The 21,194-nt window shown below is 73.0% G+C and carries 15 protein-coding genes; 14 read left to right on the forward strand and 1 reads right to left on the reverse strand.

Annotation, left to right across the window (positions count from 1 at the left end):
* Positions 1-239: 239 nt before the first annotated feature.
* The 5 genes from ACFYYB_RS10765 (at position 240) to ACFYYB_RS10785 (ending at position 6,107) form a co-directional block, all read left to right on the forward strand.
* Complete coding sequence (locus ACFYYB_RS10765; protein WP_389434570.1) at positions 240-1,343, forward strand: mechanosensitive ion channel family protein; 1,104 nt, start codon at positions 240-242, stop codon at positions 1,341-1,343.
* A 152-nt stretch (positions 1,344-1,495) separates the two neighbouring features.
* Positions 1,496-2,743 (forward strand): ROK family transcriptional regulator, encoded by a 1,248-nt coding sequence (locus tag ACFYYB_RS10770; protein ID WP_389434571.1) that lies wholly within the window; start codon positions 1,496-1,498, stop codon positions 2,741-2,743.
* A 151-nt stretch (positions 2,744-2,894) separates the two neighbouring features.
* Positions 2,895-4,229, forward strand: coding sequence for an extracellular solute-binding protein (locus tag ACFYYB_RS10775; RefSeq protein ID WP_389434572.1), 1,335 nt, complete (start codon positions 2,895-2,897; stop codon positions 4,227-4,229).
* A 4-nt stretch (positions 4,230-4,233) separates the two neighbouring features.
* Positions 4,234-5,187 carry a carbohydrate ABC transporter permease gene (locus tag ACFYYB_RS10780; RefSeq protein WP_389434573.1) on the forward strand — a complete coding sequence of 318 codons (954 nt, stop codon included), beginning with the start codon at positions 4,234-4,236 and terminating at the stop codon, positions 5,185-5,187.
* A 2-nt stretch (positions 5,188-5,189) separates the two neighbouring features.
* Positions 5,190-6,107, forward strand: a complete 918-nt coding sequence (locus ACFYYB_RS10785; RefSeq protein WP_389434574.1) for a carbohydrate ABC transporter permease — start codon at positions 5,190-5,192, stop codon at positions 6,105-6,107.
* Between the two features lie 47 nt (positions 6,108-6,154).
* Here ACFYYB_RS10785 and ACFYYB_RS10790 read toward each other — a convergent pair whose 3' ends face one another.
* Positions 6,155-7,372 carry an RNA-guided endonuclease InsQ/TnpB family protein gene (locus tag ACFYYB_RS10790; RefSeq protein WP_389434576.1) on the reverse strand — a complete coding sequence of 406 codons (1,218 nt, stop codon included), beginning with the start codon at positions 7,370-7,372 and terminating at the stop codon, positions 6,155-6,157.
* Positions 7,373-7,494: 122 nt separating this feature from the next.
* Between ACFYYB_RS10790 and ACFYYB_RS10795 the strand changes: the two genes are divergently transcribed.
* The 9 genes from ACFYYB_RS10795 to ACFYYB_RS10835 all read left to right on the forward strand — a co-directional run bounded on the left by ACFYYB_RS10795 (position 7,495) and on the right by ACFYYB_RS10835 (position 21,128).
* Positions 7,495-8,760, forward strand: a complete 1,266-nt coding sequence (locus ACFYYB_RS10795) for a 6-phospho-beta-glucosidase (protein ID WP_389434577.1) — start codon at positions 7,495-7,497, stop codon at positions 8,758-8,760.
* A complete protein-coding gene (locus ACFYYB_RS10800) occupies positions 8,751-9,776 on the forward strand; it encodes an N-acetylglucosamine kinase (protein WP_389434578.1) in 1,026 nt (341 codons plus the stop codon). Before ACFYYB_RS10795 ends, ACFYYB_RS10800 begins: the two co-directional genes overlap by 10 nt.
* 277 nt (positions 9,777-10,053) lie before the next feature.
* Positions 10,054-11,379: a hypothetical protein gene (locus tag ACFYYB_RS10805; RefSeq protein WP_389434987.1), complete on the forward strand. Its 1,326-nt coding sequence runs from the start codon at positions 10,054-10,056 to the stop codon at positions 11,377-11,379.
* A gap of 134 nt (positions 11,380-11,513) precedes the next feature.
* Complete coding sequence (locus ACFYYB_RS10810; RefSeq protein ID WP_389434988.1) at positions 11,514-12,449, forward strand: glutamate ABC transporter substrate-binding protein; 936 nt, start codon at positions 11,514-11,516, stop codon at positions 12,447-12,449.
* A gap of 101 nt (positions 12,450-12,550) precedes the next feature.
* Positions 12,551-13,855 (forward strand): hypothetical protein, encoded by a 1,305-nt coding sequence (locus tag ACFYYB_RS10815; protein WP_389434989.1) that lies wholly within the window; start codon positions 12,551-12,553, stop codon positions 13,853-13,855.
* A 5-nt stretch (positions 13,856-13,860) separates the two neighbouring features.
* Positions 13,861-16,584, forward strand: a complete 2,724-nt coding sequence (locus tag ACFYYB_RS10820) for a tetratricopeptide repeat protein (RefSeq protein ID WP_389434990.1) — start codon at positions 13,861-13,863, stop codon at positions 16,582-16,584.
* A gap of 588 nt (positions 16,585-17,172) precedes the next feature.
* Positions 17,173-18,603, forward strand: coding sequence for a protein phosphatase 2C domain-containing protein (locus tag ACFYYB_RS10825; RefSeq protein ID WP_389434991.1), 1,431 nt, complete (start codon positions 17,173-17,175; stop codon positions 18,601-18,603).
* A 32-nt stretch (positions 18,604-18,635) separates the two neighbouring features.
* Positions 18,636-19,961, forward strand: a complete 1,326-nt coding sequence (locus tag ACFYYB_RS10830; RefSeq protein ID WP_389434580.1) for a VWA domain-containing protein — start codon at positions 18,636-18,638, stop codon at positions 19,959-19,961.
* Positions 19,962-20,021: 60 nt separating this feature from the next.
* On the forward strand, positions 20,022-21,128 hold the full coding sequence (locus ACFYYB_RS10835) for an FHA domain-containing protein (protein ID WP_389434581.1): 1,107 nt from the start codon (positions 20,022-20,024) through the stop codon (positions 21,126-21,128).
* Positions 21,129-21,194 lie beyond the last annotated feature (66 nt).

Genomic DNA, 21,194 nt, shown 5'->3' on the forward strand with positions numbered 1-21,194 from the left:
CGGCGCGTGGCTCGCGCCGGGACGATCTGCTTTCCAGTCTCCCCTTACGGCTGGTCGAAGCGCCACCACGCGCCCGTAACGGGTCCGAGGTGTTTTCGACCACAACCGCTTCATCCCCGCGTGAGTCTGGTCTCTCCCTCGAACACGGCAACAAGTCAGGCCGAGTGCCCCGTTAGGGTGGATGGTCTGCCCGCCCCACCCCTACCGCGGGCAGGACGCTATATCTGGAGGTTCCCGCCGTGCCCAGGCCTGCCGCCGTGCTCCCGCTCGCAGCCGACAACCCGGACGCGGCCGAAACGATCAGAGAAACCCACGAGAGCGTCACGAACGCCGCCAGTTTCATCGAGGAGAACTGGGCCGGATGGCTTTACCTGGGTCTGCGGATCCTGCTGATCCTGGTCATAGCCTTCGCCCTGCGTTCGGTGGTCCGCAAGTCCCTGAGCAAGCTGATCACCCGGATGAACCGCGGCGCCGACGCCGTCGAGGGCACGGCCCTGAGCGGGCTGCTGGTCAACGCGGAGCGGCGCCGGCAGCGGTCCGAGGCCATCGGTTCGGTCCTGCGCTCGGTGGCCTCGTTCCTGATCCTCGGCACGGCGGCCCTGATGGTGCTCGGCGCGCTCGACATCAACCTGGGGCCGCTGCTGGCGAGCGCCGGTGTGGCCGGTGTGGCGATCGGTTTCGGCGCCCGGAACCTGGTCACGGACTTCCTCTCCGGCGTGTTCATGATCCTCGAGGACCAGTACGGCGTCGGTGACAAGATCGATGCCGGGGTGGCCTCGGGCGAGGTCGTCGAGGTGGGTCTGCGCGTCACCAAGCTGCGCGGCGACAGCGGCGAGATCTGGTACGTCCGCAACGGCGAGATCAAGCGGATCGGCAACCTCAGCCAGGGCTGGGCCACGGCGAGCGTCGCGGTGCAGGTCAAGCCCAACGAGAGCCTCGGTCACATCCGCGAGGTGATCAAGGAGATCGCCGACACCATGGCCAAGGAGTCCCCGTGGGACGAGCGGCTGTGGGGTCCGGTGGAGGTGCTGGGTCTGGACGAGGTGCTGCTGGCCTCGATGTCGGTCTCGGTTTCGGCGAAGACGATGCCGGGCCAGCAGTTCGCCGTGGAGCGCGAGCTGCGCTGGCGGATAAAGGACGCCTTCGACGCCGCGGGCATCGGGATCGTCGGGGGCCTGCCGGCGCCCGAGGAGGACTCGGCCCCGGCCGACCCCTCGGCCTCCGTCGCCCCGCCCTCGGCGCTGGCGAACCCGACCTCCCCCCAGTCCCTGGCCACGGCGGAGATCCCGCACCCGGCCGCGGGCGGGGCGGCCTCCGGCTCCGGCCCGCGCATCACGAAGTAGCACCCGCCCCGCACGTCCCTTCACACCGCTCCGCCACTGCCCCCTTAGGCCCTGCCTGCGGGGGCAGTGGTGTACGCAGTGCCATTGACACGAGCGACCCACGAATAGGAAACTTACCTAACAGTTCACCCCGGTGAGAGAGAAGTCACCCCATGCCCGCCACCCCCGGTACGCCCAGCCTGTTGCGCGCCCTGAACGACCGGGCCGCGCTAGAGCTGCTGCTGACGCACGGTCCCCTGTCCCGGACCCGGATCGGGCACCTCACCGGCCTTTCGAAGCCCACCGCCTCCCAGCTGCTGGCCCGCCTGGAGGCCGCCGGGCTCGTCGTCGCCACCGGCACCGCCACCGGCCGCCCCGGCCCCAACGCGCAGCTCTACGCCGTCAACGCGCGGGCCGCCCACGTCGCCGGGCTCGACGTCACCCCGGGGCGGATCCTCGCCTCCGTGGCCGACCTGTCCGGCGAGGTGATCGGCAGCCACGAGCTCCCGTACGCGGAGGGCACCGGGCCGGTCGAGCAGGTCACCCGCGCCCTCGGCGAGGCCGTCAAGGACGCCGGGCTGCACCTCGCCGACATCCACCGGGTGGTCATCGCGACCCCCGGCTCCTTCGACCCCCGCACCGGGGTGCTGCGCTACGCCGACCACCTGGCGGGCTGGCAGTCCCCCACGCTCCTCGACGAGCTGGCCGCGGCCCTGCCGATGCCGGTCGAGTACGAGAACGACGTGAACCTCGCCGCCGTCGCCGAGCAGCGGCTCGGCGCCGCCCGCGGCCACGAGGACTTCGTCCTGCTGTGGAACGAGGAGGGCCTCGGGGCCGCGCTGGTGCTCGGCGGCCGGCTGCACCGCGGCTGGACCGGCGGCGCCGGGGAGATCGGTTTCCTGCCGGTCGCCGGGCACCCGCTGGTCCGCCAGGTCACCCGGGTCAACTCCGGCGGCTACCAGGAACTGGCCGGCGTACAGGTGCTGCCCCCGATGGCGGACCGGCTCGGCGTCGAGACGCCCCCGGCCGCCGAGGCCGGGGCCGGCTCGGTACACGGCGCCGTGTACGGGGCCGAGGCCGGGGCCATGGTCGAAGCGGCGGCAGCGCTGCTCACCCAGGCCGCCGCCGCGCCCGAGGGGGCCCACCTGGACCTCCTGCGCGAGTACGCCACCGCGCTGGCCACCGGTCTCGCCTCGCTGGTCGCCGTACTGGACCCGGAGATCGTGATCCTCTCCGGCGCCCTGACCATCGCCGGCGGGGAACCGCTGCGCGAACTCCTCGAAGCCGAGCTCGCCGACCTCGCCCCGTCCCGGCCCCGGCTGGTGACCGGCGAGGTACGGGAACGGCCCGTGCTGCGCGGGGCGCTGGAGAGCGCCCTCGCCGCGACCCGCGACGAGGTCTTCGACACCTCCCGCCGCTGAACCGCACCACCACCCGCACCACACCACCCACACCGCACCACCCGCCCCTCCCCGCACCACCCGCCCCTCCCCGCACCACGGCACGCCTCCCCGCAATACGGCTCCTCCCCACCCCTCCAGGAAGTCCCCCCGCGCAGAGAGTGACTCCGCCATGCCCGGAATCCGCCGCCTCACCGTCGCCGCGACCGCCCTCGCCGCGATATCCGTACTCGCCACCGCCTGTTCGGGCTCCGCCGCCAACACGGCCGCCGACGACCCGAAGAAGGACGTCACCCTCAACTTCTGGCACGGCTGGTCCGCCCCCAGCGAGATCAAGGCCATCGAGGGCAACATCGCCCGGTTCACCAAGGCGCACCCGAACATCAAGGTGAACGTCACGGGCAACATGACGGACGACAAGATCAACCAGGCGCTGCGCGCCGGCGGGGAGAAGGCCCCCGACGTGGTCTCCTCCTTCACCACCGACAGCGTCGGCAAGTTCTGCAACACCGGCGCCTTCGCCGACCTGAACCCCTTCCTGAAGAAGTCCGGGGTCGAGAAGGAGAAGGTCTTCCCGAAGACCCTGCTGGAGTACACCCAGTTCAACGGCAACCAGTGCACGCTGCCGCTCCTGAGCGACGCGTACGGCCTCGTCTACAACAAGACCGCCTTCGACGCCGCCGGGATCACCGAACCCCCCAAGACGTGGAGCCAGTTCGTGGCCGCCGCGCAGAAGCTGACGGTGCCCAAGGGCGATTCGTACCAGCAGCTCGGCATCATGCCCACCTACCACGGCTACGAGACCGCCCCCCAGCGCCTGGCCGCGATGTGGAGCCCGGCGTACTTCGACGCCTCCGGCAAGTCCAACCTGGCCAAGGACCCCGGCTTCGCGCAGATGCTGACGGCGCAGAAGGACCTGGTCGCGAAGCTCGGCGGGTACGAGAAGCTGGAGAAGTTCCGCACCACCTTCGGCGACGAGTGGAGCGCCGAGCACCCCTTCCACCTGGGCCTGGTGGCCATGCAGATCGACGGCGAGTGGCGGGCCGCGATGGCGAAGGAGGCCGGGGTGAAGTTCGAGATCGCCACCGCGCCGATGCCCGTCCCCGACGACCGGATCGCCGAGTACGGAAAGGGCTACCTCGCCGGCACGATCATGGGCATCTCCGCGGGCAGCAAGAAGCAGAACGCGGCCTGGGAACTGACGAAGTACATGACGACCGACACCGAGGCGGTCGTGGAGTTCGCCAACGCCATCCACAACGTGCCCTCCACACTGGCCGCCCTGGACTCCCCCAAGCTCCAGGTCACCCCGGAGTTCAAGACCTTCATCGACATCGCCAAGCACCCGAAGTCGACCACGACCCCCGCGCAGGCCGATGGCGGCACCTACCAGCTGACCTTCACCGACTTCGCGTACGCGGTCGAGAAGGGCGAGGTCACGGACCTCGCGGCCGGTCTCGCCAAGACCGACCAGCAGGTCGACACGGACATCGCGAAGGCCAAGTAGTCCGATGGCCGGCACCTTCTCCCCCGAACTGCGCGGCAGGCGCCGCAGGTCGGCGCTGCGCACGGCGGCCTTCATGTCGCCCTGGCTGATCGGGTTCGGCGTCTTCTTCGCCTACCCGCTCGTCTCCACCGTCTACTTCTCCTTCACCAAGTACGACGGCTTCCGCCCGCCCGTCTTCAACGGGCTGGACAACTGGACCTACGTCTTCTCCGACCTGCCGATGTTCTGGCCGGCCATGCGCAACACCCTGTGGCTGGTCGTGGTCATGGTCGCCTGCCGGGTCGTCTTCGGGCTCGGCATCGGGCTGCTGATCACCAAGATCAAGATGGGTACGGGCGTCTTCCGCACCCTGTTCTACCTGCCCTACCTGGCCCCTCCGGTGGCGGCGACCCTCGCCTTCGTCTTTCTGCTCAACCCGGGTACCGGCCCGGTGAACACCCTGCTGGACGCGGTCGGACTGCCCACGCCCGGCTGGTTCACGGACCCCGCCTGGTCCAAGCCCGCGCTGACCGCGCTCGCGGTGTGGGGGGTCGGCGACCTGATGGTCATCTTCATGGCCGCGCTGCTCGACGTACCGCGCGAGCAGTACGAGGCCGCCGAGCTGGACGGGGCCGGGCCCCTGGCGCGCTTCCGCCACATCACCCTGCCGAACATCTCCCCGATCATCCTGTTCGCGGTGGTCACCGGGGTCATCCAGGCGATGCAGTACTACACACAGCCCCTGGTGGCGGGGAAGGTGGCGTCCGGCGTGATGGGCGGCTCGGGCCAGCAGTTCGAGCCCGGGTACCCCGACAAGTCCACCCTGACCCTCCCCCAGGTCATCTACAACGTCGGCTTCCAGCGCTTCGACTACGGCACCGCCTGCGTGGTCGCCCTGGTGCTGTTCGCCCTCTCCATGGCCTTCACCGCGCTGCTCATGCGGCGGCGCGGCGGGCTGATCGAGGCAGGTGACCGATAACCATGAGCCAGACCATCACCCGCGGCGCGCGGCCGACTCCGCGTCCCACCGCGCCCGGTACGCCGGACTCCGCGCGGGCCATTCGCACCGCGCGCCGCCGGGCCGCCCTGCACTGGGTGGCCGTGCACTCCCTCGGCGTCGCCGCGGCGCTCTTCTTCGTCCTCCCCTTCGTGTTCCTCTTCCTGACCTCGGTGATGAGCGACCAGCAGGCGCTGACCCGCGACCTGTGGCCGCACCAATGGGACTGGGGCAACTACGCGAAGGTGTGGGACACCCCCGGCTTCCTGACCTGGTGGCGCAACACCCTGCTGTACGCGGGCCTCGGCACCCTGCTGACCGTGGTCTCCTCGGTGCCCGTCGCCTACGCCCTCGCCAAGTTCCGCTTCCGCGGCCGGCGGCTGTCCCTGATGCTGGTCATCGCGATGATGATGCTGCCGCCCCAGGTGGTCGTCATCCCGATGTACCTCTTCTGGGCCAAGCAGCTGGACCTCTCCGGCACCCTGTGGCCGCTGATCATCCCGATGGCCTTCGGCGACGCCTTCTCCATCTTCCTGCTGCGCCAGTTCCTGCTGACGATCCCCGACGAGTACCTGGACGCGGCGAAGGTCGACGGCTGCGGCGAGCTGCGCACCCTGCTGCGGGTGGTCCTGCCGATGGCGAAGCCCGGCATCGCGGCGGTCGCGCTGTTCCAGTTCTTCGCCGCCTGGAACGACTACTTCGGCCCGCAGATCTACGCCTCCGACAACCCGGCCGCCTGGACCCTCAGTTACGGACTGGAGTCCTTCAAGGGCGCCCACCACACCAACTGGAACCTGACCATGGCGGCAACAGTGCTGGTCATGGCCCCGGTGATCGTCCTCTTCTTCTTCGCCCAGAAGGCGTTCGTCGAAGGCGTCACCCTGACCGGAGTGAAAGGCTAGTGACCTTGACTTTCCGCCCCTCTTCGAAGGGAGGGGCGTTCCCACACTCACGGGTGGGCTTCCTGCTTCACCGCGGACCGCCCCGACCGAGAGGAGGACTCTCGTTGAGGTCTTGCGCCCGCTCCACAGGCAGTGACCGCCAGCCCGGCGGCCAGAAGGTTGATCGCTGCGTTCCCGTCGCGGTCGTGGGTCGTCCCGCAGTTCTCGCACGTCCACTCTCGGACGCTCAGGGCCATCTTGTCGGCGAGCGTCCCGCAGGCCGAGCACAGGTGCGTACTGGGGAACCATCGGTCGACGGTGATCAGCCGGCGTCCGTACCAGACCGCCTTGTACTCCAGCATGGTCCGCAGCTCATGCCACGCCGCATCCGTGATGGCGCGGGCGAGGCTGTGGTTCTTGAGCATGTTGCGGACGCTGAGATCCTCGATCACGAGCGTTTGGTTTTCGCGCACGAGTCGAGTGGTCAGTTTGTGCAGGTGATCACGGCGCCTGTCAGCGATCCGCGCATGCACCTTCGCCACCCGGATACGGGCCTTGGCCCGGTTGTTGCTGCCCTTCTCCTTCCGCGACAGCGCACGTTGGGCGCGCGCCAGTTGCTCCCGGCCCCTGCGCCCGTGATTCGGGTTGGGGACCTTCTCCCCAGTCGAGAGGGTGACCAGGGCCGTCAATCCAGCGTCGATGCCCACGGCATCCGTGGTGACCGGCATTGGGGTGAGAACGTCCTCGCAAAGCAGGGACACGAACCAGCGCCCGGCGCTGTCCCGAGAGATTGTGACCGTGGTCGGGTCCACACCGGCAGGCAGTGGACGCGACCACACCACGCGCAGCGGCCCTGCGATCTTCGCCAGTGTCAGCCTGCCATCGGCATAGCGGAAGGCACTGCGCGTGTACTCCGCAGAGGCGCGGGTCTTCCGCTTGCACTTGAAACGCGGGTAGTTCGCCTGCTTCCCCCAGAACGCTTTGAAAGCCGTCTGCAGGTGCCTGAGCGACTGCTGGAGTGGCACGGACGACACCTCGGCCAGGTAGGCCAAGTGGTCGGTCTTCTTCCAGTCGGTGAGCATCGCCGAAGTCCGTGCGTATCCCACCCGCTCCTGGCGCGCCGTCCAGGCTTCGCTCCGGGCAGAGAGGGCCAGGTTGTAGACCTTCCGCACGCAGCCGAATGTCCTCAGCAGCTCAGCCGCCTGCGCCTCGGTCGGATAGAAGCGGTACTTGAACGCCCGCTTCACGGAAGAAGCCCCCACGCCGCGGACGCTAAAGGCGCTCACGATGCGTACGCAAGCGCAGGTCACAGCATCACGCAGAGGCATTTCGCCGCTTCCTGTACCCGGGGCAGAGCTGTATGCGCTCCCCCGATTGAAACCCAGCGTTCCCTTGTAAGGAGATTGAAATGAAACTCGCAGTGGTGGGCGGCGGTTCCACCTATACCCCCGAGCTGATCGACGGGTTCGCCCGGCTGCGCGACACCCTGCCCATCAGCGAGCTGGTGCTGATCGACCCGGCCGCCGAGCGGCTGGAGCTGATCGGCGGACTGGCCCGGCGGATCTTCGCCAAGCAGGGGCACCCGGGCCTCATCACCACCACCTCCGACCTCGACGCGGGCGTCGCCGACGCGGACGCGGTCCTGCTGCAGCTGCGCATCGGCGGACAGGCGGCCCGGCTCCAGGACGAGACCTGGCCGCTGGAGTGCGGCTGCGTCGGCCAGGAGACCACCGGCGCGGGCGGTCTCGCCAAGGCGCTGCGCACGGTCCCGGTGGTCCTCGACATCGCCGAGCGGGTCCGGCGCTCCAACCCGGACGCCTGGATCATCGACTTCACCAACCCGGTCGGGATCGTCACCCGCGCCCTGCTCCAGGCCGGGCACAAGGCCGTCGGGCTGTGCAACGTGGCCATCGGCTTCCAGCGCAGGTTCGCCGCGATGCTGGACCTGACGCCGGCCGACATCCACCTCGACCACGTGGGCCTCAACCACCTCACCTGGGAGCTGGGGGTGCGCAAGGGCGGCCCGGAGGGCGAGAACCTGCTGCCGCAGCTCCTCGCCCGGCACGGCCAGGCCATCGCCGACGATCTTCACCTGCCGCGCGCGGTACTGGACCGGCTCGGGGTGGTCCCCTCGTACTACCTGCGCTACTTCTACGCGCACGACGAGGTGGTCCGGGAGCTCGGGACCAAGCCCTCGCGGGCCGCCGAGGTCGCCGCGATGGAGAAGGAACTGCTCGGCCTGTACGGGGATCCCGCGCTGGACGAGAAGCCGGAGCTGCTCGCCAAGCGGGGCGGCGCCTTCTACTCGGAGGCCGCCGTGGACCTGGCCGCCTCCCTGCTGGGCGACGGCGGCAGCGCCGTACAGGTGGTCAACACGCTGAACAACGGCACCCTGCCGTTCCTCCCGGACGACGCCGTCATCGAGGTGCAGGCGCGGGTGGACCGCACGGGACCGTCGCCGCTGGCCGTGCCCCGGCTGGACCCGCTGTACGCGGGGCTCATCGCCCACGTCACGGCGTACGAGGACCTCGCGCTGGACGCGGCGCTGCGGGGCGGCCGCGAGCGGGTCTTCAAGGCGCTGCTGGCCCACCCGCTGGTGGGCCAGTTCGACCTCGCCGAGGGGCTGACCGACCGGCTCCTCGCGCACAACAAGGAGCACCTGGCATGGGCGTGAGCCGGCCCGTTCCCCCGCCGGCGACCGCGGCCGTCCTGGCCGTCGACGCGGGCAACAGCAAGACGGACGTGGCGCTGATCGCCGCGGACGGCCGGGTCCTCGGCACCGGGCGCGCGGGCGGCTTCCAGCCCCCGCGCGTCGGGCTCGAGGAGGCGGTGGACGTCCTCGGGCAGGCCGTCGCCGAGGCGGTCGCGGCCGCCGGGCTGCCGGCGCCCGCGGCCGGAGCCCCGTACGCCGGCCGGGTCTCGGCCTGTCTGGCCAACGCGGACCTCCCCGTGGAGGAGGCCCAGCTCGCGCGGGCCATCGGCGCGCGCGGCTGGGGCACGGACACCGAGGTCCGCAACGACACCTTCGCGATCCTGCGGGCGGGACTCGGCGAGGACGCCGGGGGCCCGCGCGGGGTCGCCGTGGTGTGCGGCGCGGGCATCAACTGCGTGGGCATGCTCCCCGACGGGCGCACGGCCCGGTTCCCGGCGCTCGGGCAGATCTCCGGCGACTGGGGCGGCGGCGGCGGACTGGCCGCCGAGGCCATGTGGTGGGCGGCCCGCGCCGAGGACGGGCGCGGCGGTCCCACCGGGCTCACGGCGGCCCTGCCGGGGCACTTCGGGCTGGATTCCATGTACGCGCTGATCGAGGCGCTGCACCTGGGCTCCGTCGATGCCGTACGGATGCACGAGCTGGTGCCGGTGCTGTTCGCGGTGGCCGCGGCCGGCGATCCGGTCGCCGCGGCGCTCGTCGAGCGGCAGGCCGAGGAGGTCGTGGCGCTGGCCTCGGTGGCGCTGGAGCGGCTCGGGCTGCTGGACGCGCACGCGCCCGTCCTGCTCGGCGGCAGCGTACTGGCGGCCCGGCACCCGCAGCTGAACGGCCGGGTGGAGGCCCTGCTGGCCGAACGGGCGCCGCACGCCCGGGTGTCGGTGGTGACGGCCCCGCCCGTGCTGGGCGCCGGCCTGCTGGGCCTGGACGCCCTGGGCGCCGGCCCGGAGGCCTACGGGAAGCTCCGTGCCCATTTCGGATGAACCGCGCCCGATCCGGAACCATCACGGGCCGCAGGGCGTACTGACGGTGAAGGGGTGGAGCGGACGGGGGGACCGGCCGGGGCAGGACCGGGGACGGATCGGGGCGGATCGTGCCTGATCCCGGACCGGGTGCTGTGGAGGACCGCCACTAAGGCCATACTGCTGCGAAGCACGAAGGACCGAGGGGGAGGTCAGGGTGGCCATCACATCACGCGCGCCCGCGCCCGGCGGCGTCGTCCCGGCGTCCTCCGGGCCGCCGGCGCCGCCGCCCGACGGGCTGCCCCGGCGGGGCACCGCCTGGGCCGAGGGCGTGGAGCGGCTGCGCGCGGCCGCCACCACCGAGCCCGGCCGGCTGCGGATCATCGGGGCGGCCCTGGCCGCGCTGGTCCTGCTGTTCGGCGCGGTGGCCGGCTGGGAGATCTCCGGCCGGGTCGCCGCCGCCGACGACGTCGTGGGCCGCAGCCAGCCCCTGAGCGCCGACGCGGCGAGCATCTACCGCTCCCTCGCGGACGCCGACACCGCCTCCTCCAGCGGTTTCCTCGCGCTCGGCCAGGAGCCCCGCGAGGTCCGCAGCCGGTACGAGAAGGACATAGCCAACGCGTCCCGGCTGCTGGTGAACGCGGCCGCCAGCACCACGGCCGGCGAGGACTCCCGCAAGCAGATCACCCTGCTGAGCGAGCAGCTCCCCCGCTACGCCGGGCTGATCGAGCAGGCCCGGGCCACCAACAAGCAGGGCCTGCCGCTCGGCGGGGCCTACCTCCGGTACGCCAACGAGCAGATGAGCACCCAGCTGCTGCCCGCCGCGCAGCGGCTCTACGAGGCGGAGACCGGCCGGCTCTACACGGACTACGACGAGGCCCGAGCACTGCCCCTGGGCTCGCTCGGGGCCGGTCTGCTCGCCCTCGCCGCCCTGGTCTGGGTCCAGCGGCGCAACTACCGCCGCACGAACCGCGTCTTCAACCACGGGCTCGTCGCCGCGACCACCGCCGCGCTGGTGCTGCTGCTGTGGCTGGCCGCCGGGCACACGGTCGCCCGGTCGGGGCTGAGCGAGGCCCGCACGGACGGGCAGGAGTCGCTCAAGGTGCTCAACGACGCGCGGATCGCCTCGCTCCAGGCGCGGGCCAACGAGAACCTGACCCTGGTCTCGCGCGGCGCCGTACTGGCCGAGGACAAGAAGTCCGACAAGTACGACGTGGACTACGCGAACGACATGAAGGACCTGGACGCGGGCCTGGCGTTGGCGGCGAAGCTGGCCGACGACGCGGCCGGCCGCGACCCGGTGGCCCGCGCCGCGGAGGGCGTGCGGCAGTGGAAGGGACTCCACGCGGCGGCCCGGGCGACCGACTTGATGGGCGACTACCAGGGCGCCGTCGGGCAGGTCATCGGCGACAAGGACCATCCGAAGCCCACGGGGACCGCCTTCGACACGGTGGACGCCTCGCTGGAGGAGGCCGTGGTCCACGAGCAGAGCGAGTTCACCCGGGCGGCGCGGGACGGGCTCGGGGCGCTCGACGGTTTGGTGACAGGTACGGCGGCCCTGGCGGTCGTCGGCGCGGTGGCCGCCCTGCTCGGCATCGGGCGCAGGCTTTCGGAGTACAGGTGAGAGCGATGCCGGGACGGGTGAAGCACGCGGTCATGGGCTCCGAGGGCGCCGCGGAGGGCTCCGCCGAGGGCGCGGACGTACGCGGCCCGCGGCGGGTGACGCGCCGGCTGCGCGGCTGGGGCGGGGTCGGTGCGATGGCCGCGGCCTGCGCGCTGACGGCGGCCGCCGTGCTGCTGCCCCTGGCCCAGGCGGCCCCGGGCGGCCCGGGGGGCTCCTCACCGGTGCGCGAACCGGCCAGGATGGCCGTCGCTCCGCAGGCACCCGCGGACACCTGTGAGAACCCGGAAGCGAGCCTGCGCCCCAACGGGCTGGACGGCTCGGCCATCGAGCGGATCCGCGCCGCGGGCCACCTCGTCGCGGGCGTGGACCAGAACAGCTTCAAATGGGGCTACCGCAACCCGGCCGGGGAGCTCGACGGCTTCGACATCGCCCTGGTCCAGGCCATAGCGAAGGACATATTCGGCACGGACGGCAAGGTCATCTACCGGGCCATCCCCACCAGTCAGCGCATCCCCGCGCTCAAGGACGGCACCGTCGACATCGTCGTGCGCACGATGACCGTCAACTGCAAGCGGCTGGAGGAAGTCGCCTTCTCGACGGCGTACTTCGAGGCCGGGCAGCAGGTGCTGGCCCCGAAGGACTCGACGATCACCGGCTACGACGCCTCGCTGAAGGGCCGCCGCATCTGCACGGCGGCCGGTTCCACGGCGGAGGCGGCCCTGGCCGCCCAGTCCTACGGCGCCGTCCCCGTCAGCGTGCCCAACCAGCTCGACTGCCTGGTCCGGCTGCAGTTGGGCGAGGTGGACGGCATCATCACGGACAACGCGCTCGCCGCCGGCCAGGCCGCGCAGGACCCGTCGGTCAGGCTGGTCGGCTCCCCGTTCACCAAGGAGTTCTACGGGGTGGCCATGAACAAGGACGCCGGTGACCTGGTGCGCCGGGTCAACAAGGTGCTGGAGGACTACCGCGCGGGCGGCGCCGCCAGCCCCTGGATGGCGGCCTACAAGCACCATCTGGAACCGGTGCTGCCCGGCGTGGCCGGTCCGCCCGTTCCCAAGTACCGGGACTGAGGCCGGTGTCGGATTCTGAGCCCGATGTCACGAGACCGGAGGCGGAATCGGTGGAGGCCCATCCTTGGGGAACGCAGCCTGTGGGGACGCAGCCGGCGGTGATGGACCGGGACGGCGTGGACCGTGCGCTGGCCCGGCTGGGCGCGGAGCACGAGGCCGTCGAGACCTCGCTGCTCGCGCTCCAGGACCACTCCGGCCGACGGCTCCTGGAGGGCGCCGGGCTGACCGGGGTCACCAAGGAGCGCTGGGCCGAGGCCGACGCGGCCATCACCCGCCTGTGGCGCTACTTCGACGCCTACAGCGGGGCGCTGGGCGCCGCCCGGGAGATCCGTGAGCGGCGCCGCTGGCCGAGCCGCGAGGACCTGGTCGAGCTGACGGACCGGCTGCGCGGGCCCGGGGTGCTGATCTCCGGAGCCGCCGTGGAGGGGGCCCCGCTCGCCGAGCGGTTCTCCCTGGCCGAGCTGGTGTCCCGCATGAACGAGCTGTACGCGAGCTCCCTGGACGTGGTGGTCGCCGCGGACTCCGTCTGGTCGGCGCTGCCCGCCCGGATCGATCTGCTCTCCGCCGAGCTGCACCGCACCCGCGGCCTCGCCCACTCGGTGGGGGTCCGGCCGGGGGAACACCCCTCGGGGGACGACCTGGAGGCCATCACGGCCGAGCTGGCGGACCTGCGGGCCCGGGTGATCGAGGACCCGCTGGCGTTCTGGTTCTCCGTGGCCGGGAGCTCCGCGCCGGGGGGCGGCCGTCCTGACACCGGGCGCTACGACCGGGCCGCGCTCGCGCTGGAGGACGTACGCCGGGAGGTCGAGGCGGTGCTGGCCGTCCGGCAGGACGCCGAGCAGCGGCTGATCGGGTTGCGGGACCTGCTCTCGCGGGCCGACCGGACCCTGGCGGAGGCCCGGGTGGCCCGCGGCGAGGTGCTGGCGAAGATCGCGGCGTCCGAGGTGCCCGCGGTGAGCGGCCCGCCGACGGCGCTGCAGGAGCAGCTGTCGGCGGCGGCCGAGTACCGGCGCCGGGCCCAGTGGCACCGGCTGTCGCCGCTGCTGGAGTCCTTGGAGGAGCGGGCCGAGGAGGAACTGCTGCGGGCCCGCGAATCGTTGACCGCGGTGACGGCTCCCCTGGCCGTGCGGGCGGAGCTGCGCGGACGGCTCGACGCCTACAAGGCGAAGGTGGCGCGGCTCGGCATGGCGGAGGATCCACTGCTGATGGAGCGGTACGACACCGCCCGGCGGATGCTGTGGAGCGCGCCATGCGATCTGCGGGCCGCCGAGCAGGCGGTGCTCCGCTACCAGTGGGCGACGGCCGAAGCACTGCCGTCGCCGCAGGACCGGCAGGATCAGCAGGACCGGCAGGAGCACCGACCGGTGCACGAGTGGCCCGACGGGCCGAGGGAGGGGGACGCGTGAGTCTGATCGGAACGGCGTGCATGCGCCCCGGCTGCCCGGGGACGTACGAGGACATGGGCGGCGGCGAGCTCTACTGCGACACCTGCGGGCTGGCCCCGGCCGGCGCCGTCGCCGCGGGCGCCGAGGAACTGGTGTCGGTGCCGACGGCGATGACGAGCGCCGCCCGCCACGGGGACTCGCAGGGGTCGCACGGATCCCAGGGCTCGCACGGGTCCGGCCGGTCCTCCTCTTCCTCCTCCTCGCGGGCTTCGCGTTCGTCGCGTTCGTCGTCGTCTCGGCGCTCCGTGTCCGGCCGGCTCTCCCGCGCCCTCTCGGGAGCCGCGTCCACCCGGTCGGTGTCGGTGCGCAGTTCGGGCTCGGCGGCCTCGGCTTCGGGCCGCAGCCGGCTGGGCGCCGGGCTGGTCAACGTGCCGGAGGTGCCCCGTCCGGATCCTTCGGAGGCGGTGCTGGAGAACCCGGAGGTCCCGGAGCGCAAGAGGTTCTGCTCGCGCTCCGACTGCGGGGCTCCCGTGGGGCGCGCCCGCGGCGAGCGGCCGGGGCGGACGGAAGGTTTCTGTACCAAGTGCGGTCACCCGTACTCCTTCGTGCCCAAGCTGCGCGCGGGCGACCTCGTCCACGGCCAGTACGAGGTCGCGGGCTGTCTCGCGCACGGCGGGCTCGGCTGGGTCTACCTCGCGGTGGACCGGGCCGTGTCGGACCGGTGGGTGGTGCTCAAGGGCCTGCTGGACACCGGGGACCAGGACGCGATGGAAGCCGCGATCTCGGAGCGGCGCTTCCTCGCGGAGATCGAGCACTCCAACATCGTGCGGATCTACAACTTCGTGGAGCACCTGGACCAGCGGACCGGTTCGCTGGACGGGTACATCGTCATGGAGTACGTCGGCGGCAAATCGCTCAAGGAGATCGCCAACGAGCGGCGCAGGCCCGACGGCCGCCGCGATCCGCTGCCGGTGGAGCAGGCGTGCGCCTACGGCATCGAGGCGCTGGAGGCGCTCGGCCACCTGCACTCCAGGAACCTCCTGTACTGCGACTTCAAGGTCGACAACGCCATCCAGCAGGCCGACCAGCTGAAGCTGATCGACATGGGCGCGGTCCGGCGGATGGACGACGAGGAGTCGGCCATCTACGGCACCGTGGGCTACCAGGCGCCGGAGGTGGCGGAGCTCGGCCCGTCGGTCGCCTCCGACCTGTACACGGTGGCGCGCACGCTGGCCGTGCTGACCTTCGACTTCCAGGGCTACACGAACGTGTTCGTGGACTCCCTGCCCGACCCGCGGCACATCGAGGTGTTCGGGCGGTACGAGTCCTTCTACCGGCTGCTGGTACGGGCCACCGACCCGGATCCGGGACGGCGGTTCGCGTCCGCGCAGGAAATGGCCGACCAGCTGACGGGGGTGCTGCGCGAGGTCGTCGCGCTCCAGACGGGCCGCCCGCGGCCGCAGGTCTCCACCCTCTTCGGGCCCGAACTGCGGGTACCGGACGACCGGCTGTTCACCGACGACCGGACCGGCGGGCACGTGTCCCGGCTGGGCGAGCGGCCCGTGAAGCGGTGGCGGGCGGGCCGGGTCCCGGCTCCGGCCGCCGTCCCGGAGCCCGCGCGGGCTCCGGCTCCCGCCGCCGCCCTGCCCGCGGGGGCGCCGGCCGCTCCGGCCGCGGCGCCCATCACGGGGTACGGCACGACCGGGCTGGTCACCACCGCGACGCACCGGGCCGCCGGTCCGGGCGTACCGGCCCCGCGCCAGGCACCGCCGGCCGAGCCGCTGCCCCCCGTCGGGATCACCGCCCCGCGGCGGCCGGAGCTGTCCACGCTGGACACCCGCGAGGCCGCGCTGGCGCTGCCCGTGCCGCTGGTCGACGCCGCCGACCCCAACGCCGGCTTCCTGGCGGGCCTGCTGGCCTCCGCGCCGGCCGACCTGCTGGCCGCGCTGGGCTCGGCGCCGGCCGAATCCGCGGAGCTGCGGCTGCGGGAGCTGCGGGCCCGGCTCGAACTGGGCGGCGCCGACGCGCCGCTCGTCGCCGACGCGCTGACCCGGCTGGAGGCGCGGCACCCCGACGACTGGCGCGTGGTGTGGGCCAGGGGCATCGCCTCGCTGGCCGTCGGGGAGGACGAGACGGCGGCCCTGTCCTTCGACGCCATCTACGACGCCTTCCCGGGCGAGCCGGCGCCGAAGCTGGCGCTGGGGCTGTGCGCGGAGGTGCTGGGGCAGTTGGACAACGCCTCCGAGTACTACCGGCTGGTGTGGGCCACGGACCCCGGCTTCGTCGCCGCGGCGTTCGGGCTGGCCCGGGTGCAGCTGGCCACCGGGGACCGGGACGGAGCCGTGCACACGCTGGAATCCGTACCGGAGGTGTCGATCCACCACACCGCCGCGCGGGTGGCCGCCGTACGGGCACGCCTGCGCGACCGGTCGCCCCAGGAGGCCCTGCTGGCCGATCTGACGGCGGCCGCGGCGCAGGTGGAGGCCCTGGGGCGGTTCGGCCTGGACTCGGTGCGCCACGAGCGGCTCAGGGCGGAAGTTCTGGGCTCGGCGCTGGACTGGGTACTGTCGGGCAGCCGGGGTTCCGACCCCGGCCGTACCTCGCTGCTCGGCTGCCAACTGGACGAGCGGGGACTGCGCTTCGGCCTGGAGCGCTCGTTCCGCGTGCTGGCACGGCTGGCGCAGCGGGGCGAGGAGAGGATCGAACTGGTGGAGCGGGCAAACCGTTTCCGTCCCCGGACGTGGGTGTGATTGATGTCGATGCATCGGCTGTCGGGCTGCCCCAGCTGCGCGGAACCGCTGGAGGAGGGTGACCGCTTCTGCGGCCTCTGCGGTTACGCCCTCACGACCACCGCCGCCGCGGAGGCCGGAGCCCCGGAACGGGCACCGGCCCACGCGGCCCCGGCCGCTCCGGCGGGTTCTGCTCCGGTGGCCCCGCCCGCGGCCCCGCCGGGCTCCCCGGCGGGCCCGCCCCCCGCGCCTCCGGCTGCGCCGGTGGCGGGCGGCACCGCTCACGCGGGAGCCGCCGGGCAGGCCACCCCGGCGAGTGGGATCCCGGCCGCGCGCGGACTCCCGGCGTCCGGCGAGGACTTCGCGCCCCGGCACTCCGGCGGCCACGCCGAACCGGCTGCCCCCGGGTACGCGGCCGAGGCCGCGCCCGGCTGGGGCAGCGTCTCCACCGCCGCCCCCACCCTGGTGTCGGGCCCCACGGGCTGGTCCGACCCCGGCCACGTCGCGCCCCAGGCCCCCGAGGGCCCGTACGCCGCGTCCGCTCAGGGCCGGCACCCGGCCGACAGCACTTCGCACGGCTCGGGCGCGGCCGCGTACGACGGCTCCGACGTGTACGGCACCCCGGCCCCGGGAGAGCACGCCACCTCCTACGACCTCCCCGCCCCGCAGGGGCAGCACCCCGGCGGCGAAGCCCGGCACGGCGCGGGCCCGGGGCACGGAGCCCCGTACGGCGGCCCCCCCTCGCCGGGGTACGCCTCCGGCGGCGAAGCCCCGTACGGCTCGGCCCCCCAGGGGCAGCACCCCGAGGGCACGCCCCCGTACGGCAGTTCCACCCCGCAAGGTCGGCACCCCGCGGGCGAAGCCCCGTACGGCGCCCCCGCCCCGCAGGGGCAGGCCGACGGCGAAGCCCCGTACGGCGGTCCCGCTCAGCAGGGGCAGCACGCGGGCGAGCCCCCGTACGGCGCCCCCGCCGCGCAGGCGCAGCACGCGGGCGGCGAAGTCCCGTACGGCGAACCGGTCCAGCAGGGCCACGCCCCCGGGGGCGACGCCCCCCACGCCGGTCAGGCCCCCGCCCCGCAGGGGGACTCCGGGGGGAAGACCTGTGTGGCCTGCCGCGCCGGGCGGGTGGACACCGACGGGTACTGCGAGCACTGCGGGCACGCGCAGCCCCGGGAGCGGGACCACCTCGAGGAGGAGCTCGGGAGCGTCGCCGCCGTCAGCGACCGCGGGCTGCGCCACCACCGCAACGAGGACTCCTTCGCCGTGGCGGCCACCGCGCTGCCCGACGGCTCCGCCGCGACCGTGGCCATCGTCTGCGACGGCGTCTCCTCCGCCAGCCGACCCGACGAGGCCTCCGCCGCGGCCGCCGGAGCCGCCAACGAGGCGCTGCTCGAGGCCCTCCCCCGCGGCGCCCACCCCCAGGAGGCCATGCACGAGGCGATCCTGGCCGCCGCCTCCGCCGTGAACGCGCTGGCCCCCGAGGTGCCCGGCGCCCAGAACGCTCCCGCCTGCACCCTGGTCGGCGCCGTGGTCAGCCGCGGCCTGCTGACCATCGGCTGGGTCGGCGACAGCCGTGCCTACTGGGTCCCCGACGACCGCGCCGCCCTGCCCCGCCGCCTCACCGAGGACGACTCCTGGGCCGCCCAGATGGTCGCGGCGGGCCTGATGGGCGAGGCCGAGGCCTACGCCGACGTCCGCGCGCACGCCATCACCGGCTGGCTCGGGGCCGACGCCTACGACCTGGAGCCGCACACCGCCACCTTCAAGCCCGACCACGACGGCGTGGTCGTGGTCTGCACCGACGGGCTGTGGAACTACGCCGAGTCCGCGCGCGACATGGCGCAGGTGCTCCCGCACGACGCCGCCGTCCGGCCCCTGCACAGTGCGCAGGTCCTGGTGGGCCACGCCCTCGACGGCGGCGGGCACGACAACGTCACCGTGGCGATCGTCCCCTTCGCGGCGACCCCGCCGGACCCGCAGACCCCGCCCGCGGGCGCTGCGGGCGCCGCCGGCCCGGCCGCCCCGCAGGCCCAGGCCTGACCCCCGTACCCGTCCCCGAGGAGGAGCGACCAGTGGCGAACTTCGCCAAGCCGAGCGCCCCGCGTTTCAGCGTGGAGGTGTACCAGAACGAGTTCCTCGCCGAGGGCTCCCGCGACGTCCACGCCATCGTCACGGTCACCTCCACCGGCGGAGCCACGGCCACCCGGACGGCCGTCGCCCCGGGCGGCGCCGCCGTGGTGATCATGGTCGACTGCTCCGGCTCCATGGAGTACCCGCCCGACAAGATGCGCGGCGCCCGCGAGGCGACGGCCGCCGCCGTCGACACCCTCCGCGACGGCACCGCCTTCGCGGTGATCGCCGGCACCCACGTCGCCAAGGAGGTGTTCCCCCGCCGGGGCCGGCTCGCCATCGCCGACGCGACCACCCGCGCCCAGGCCAAGGAGGCCCTGCGCGGCCTCTCCTCCGGCGGCGGCACCGCCATCGGCACCTGGCTGCGCCTCGCCGACGGCCTGCTGCGCGGGTCCACGGCCGCGATCCGGCACGGGATCCTGCTCACCGACGGCCGCAACGAGCACGAGGACCCGGCCGTGCTGCGCGCCACGCTCGACGCCTGCGCGGGGCGCTTCACATGTGACGCCCGCGGCGTGGGAACCGACTGGGAGGTCAAGGAGGTCACCGGCATCGCGAGCGCGCTGCTCGGCACGGCCGACATCGTGGCCGACCCGGCCCGCTTGACGGCCGACTTCACGCACATGATGGAGAACGTCATGGGCAAGGAAGTGGCGGACGTCTCACTGCGCCTGTGGACCCCGGTGGGCGCGGAGGTCCTGTACGTCAAGCAGGTCGCTCCCGCCGTGCAGGACCTGACCGGCCGCCGTACGGAGGCGTCCCCGCGCGCCGGGGACTACCCGACGGGTTCCTGGGGCGACGAGTCCCGCGAGTACCACGTGTGCGTACGGGTCCCGGGCGCGGCCGTCGGCCAGGAGATGCTCGCCGCCCGCGCCGCCCTGGTCATGCCGGGAGCGCCCGGCGAGCAGCCGGCCGTACTCGCCCAGGGCCTGGTCCGCGCCGTCTGGACGGACGATCTCGCCGCGTCCACCGCGATCAACCCCCAGGTGGCCCACTACACCGGACAGGCCGAGCTCGCACAGGCCATCCAGCAGGGCCTGGAGGCCCGCAAACTCGGGGACGTCGGCGGTGCCACGGCCAAGCTCGGCCGGGCCGTGCAGCTGGCGAGCTCCTCGGGCAATGCCGACACCGCCAAGCTGCTGGCCAAGGTGGTGGATGTCGTCGATGCGGCGGCGGGTACTGTGCGACTGAAGGCAAAGGTCGCCGACGCGGACGAGATGACACTAGAAACGCGTTCCACTCAAACCGTTCGAGTGCGAAAATCTTGACGTGAAGCGTGACGCTCCGATCGTGACCTGATCGGACGCGAAGAAGAAGAACCTGCCTCGATGACGCAGGAAGAAGGAGGAAGCGCCGCGATGCCGACCTGCCCGAACGGGCACCAGTCCGCCTCCGACGACTGGTGCGAGGTCTGCGGCCACCGCATGGCTGCCCCTACGGGCACCCCCGGGGCGCCCTCCTACGGCTACGGCTACCCTCCCACCGGCGAGCCGACCGCACAGGCCGAGCTCTGCCCGCAGTGCCGGACCCCGCGCGAGGCCATGGCCCCGTTCTGCGAAGAGTGCCGGTACAACTTCCTGACGCGTACGGCGACCTCGTACACGCCGCTGTCCCCGGACCTGCCTCCGCCGCCGCCCCCGTCTCCGGGCGCGCCCGGGGCCCCGCCGGCGTACTCCCAGGACCACTTCGACTACCAGGGCTCGCGGCCCTCGCGGGTCAACCGCCCGGCCGAGCCGCTGCAGCGCGAGGACGACTGGATGCTGCCGCCTCCGGCGCGCCAGGACTTCCAGCAGCCCCCGTACCAGCAGCAGCCGCCGCCCCCGCAGCAGCACCAGCAGCAGCCGCGTCAGCAGCAGCCGCACCAGCAGCCGCAGGCTCAGCAGGCTCCGCCGCAGTATCAGCAGCAGCCGTCCCGGACGGGGCAGTACCAGCCGCCCCAGCCGCAGCAGCATCAGCCGCCGCAGCACCACCACCACCAGCAGCAGGCTCCGCAGCCGCAGTACCAGCAGCAGCCCTACCAGCAGCCGGGCGGGTCCTGGAGCGCGACGATCGGTCCGGACCGCTCGTACTTCATCGCGATGATGGAGCGCAGCGGCCCCGAGGCGTCCGGGCTCGACCTGCCCGCGTACTCCCCCGAGCAGCACCTCCCGCTGTCCGGCGGCCAGATCACCATCGGCCGGCGCCGCGCCTCCACGGGCGAGTCCCCCGACATCGACCTGTCGGTGCCCCCGGAGGACCCGGGCGTCTCGCACCAGCACGCGGTGCTCGTCCAGCAGCCGGACGGCAGCTGGGCCGTGGTGGACCAGAACTCCACCAACGGCACCACGATCAACGGCGGCGAGGAGTCGATCCAGCCGTACGTGCCGGTTCCGCTCGCCGACGGGGACCGCGTCCACGTCGGTGCCTGGACCACGATCACCGTCCGGCGCGGCTAACCCCGCGCGGCCACGGATCCCGAACGCGACGAAGCCCTCCGGTGATACCGGAGGGCTTCGTCGCGT

Origin of the sequence: Streptomyces sp. NPDC002886 (assembly GCF_042888445.1) — a bacterium.
In the GTDB taxonomy this organism is placed as follows: Bacteria; Actinomycetota; Actinomycetes; order Streptomycetales; family Streptomycetaceae; genus Streptomyces.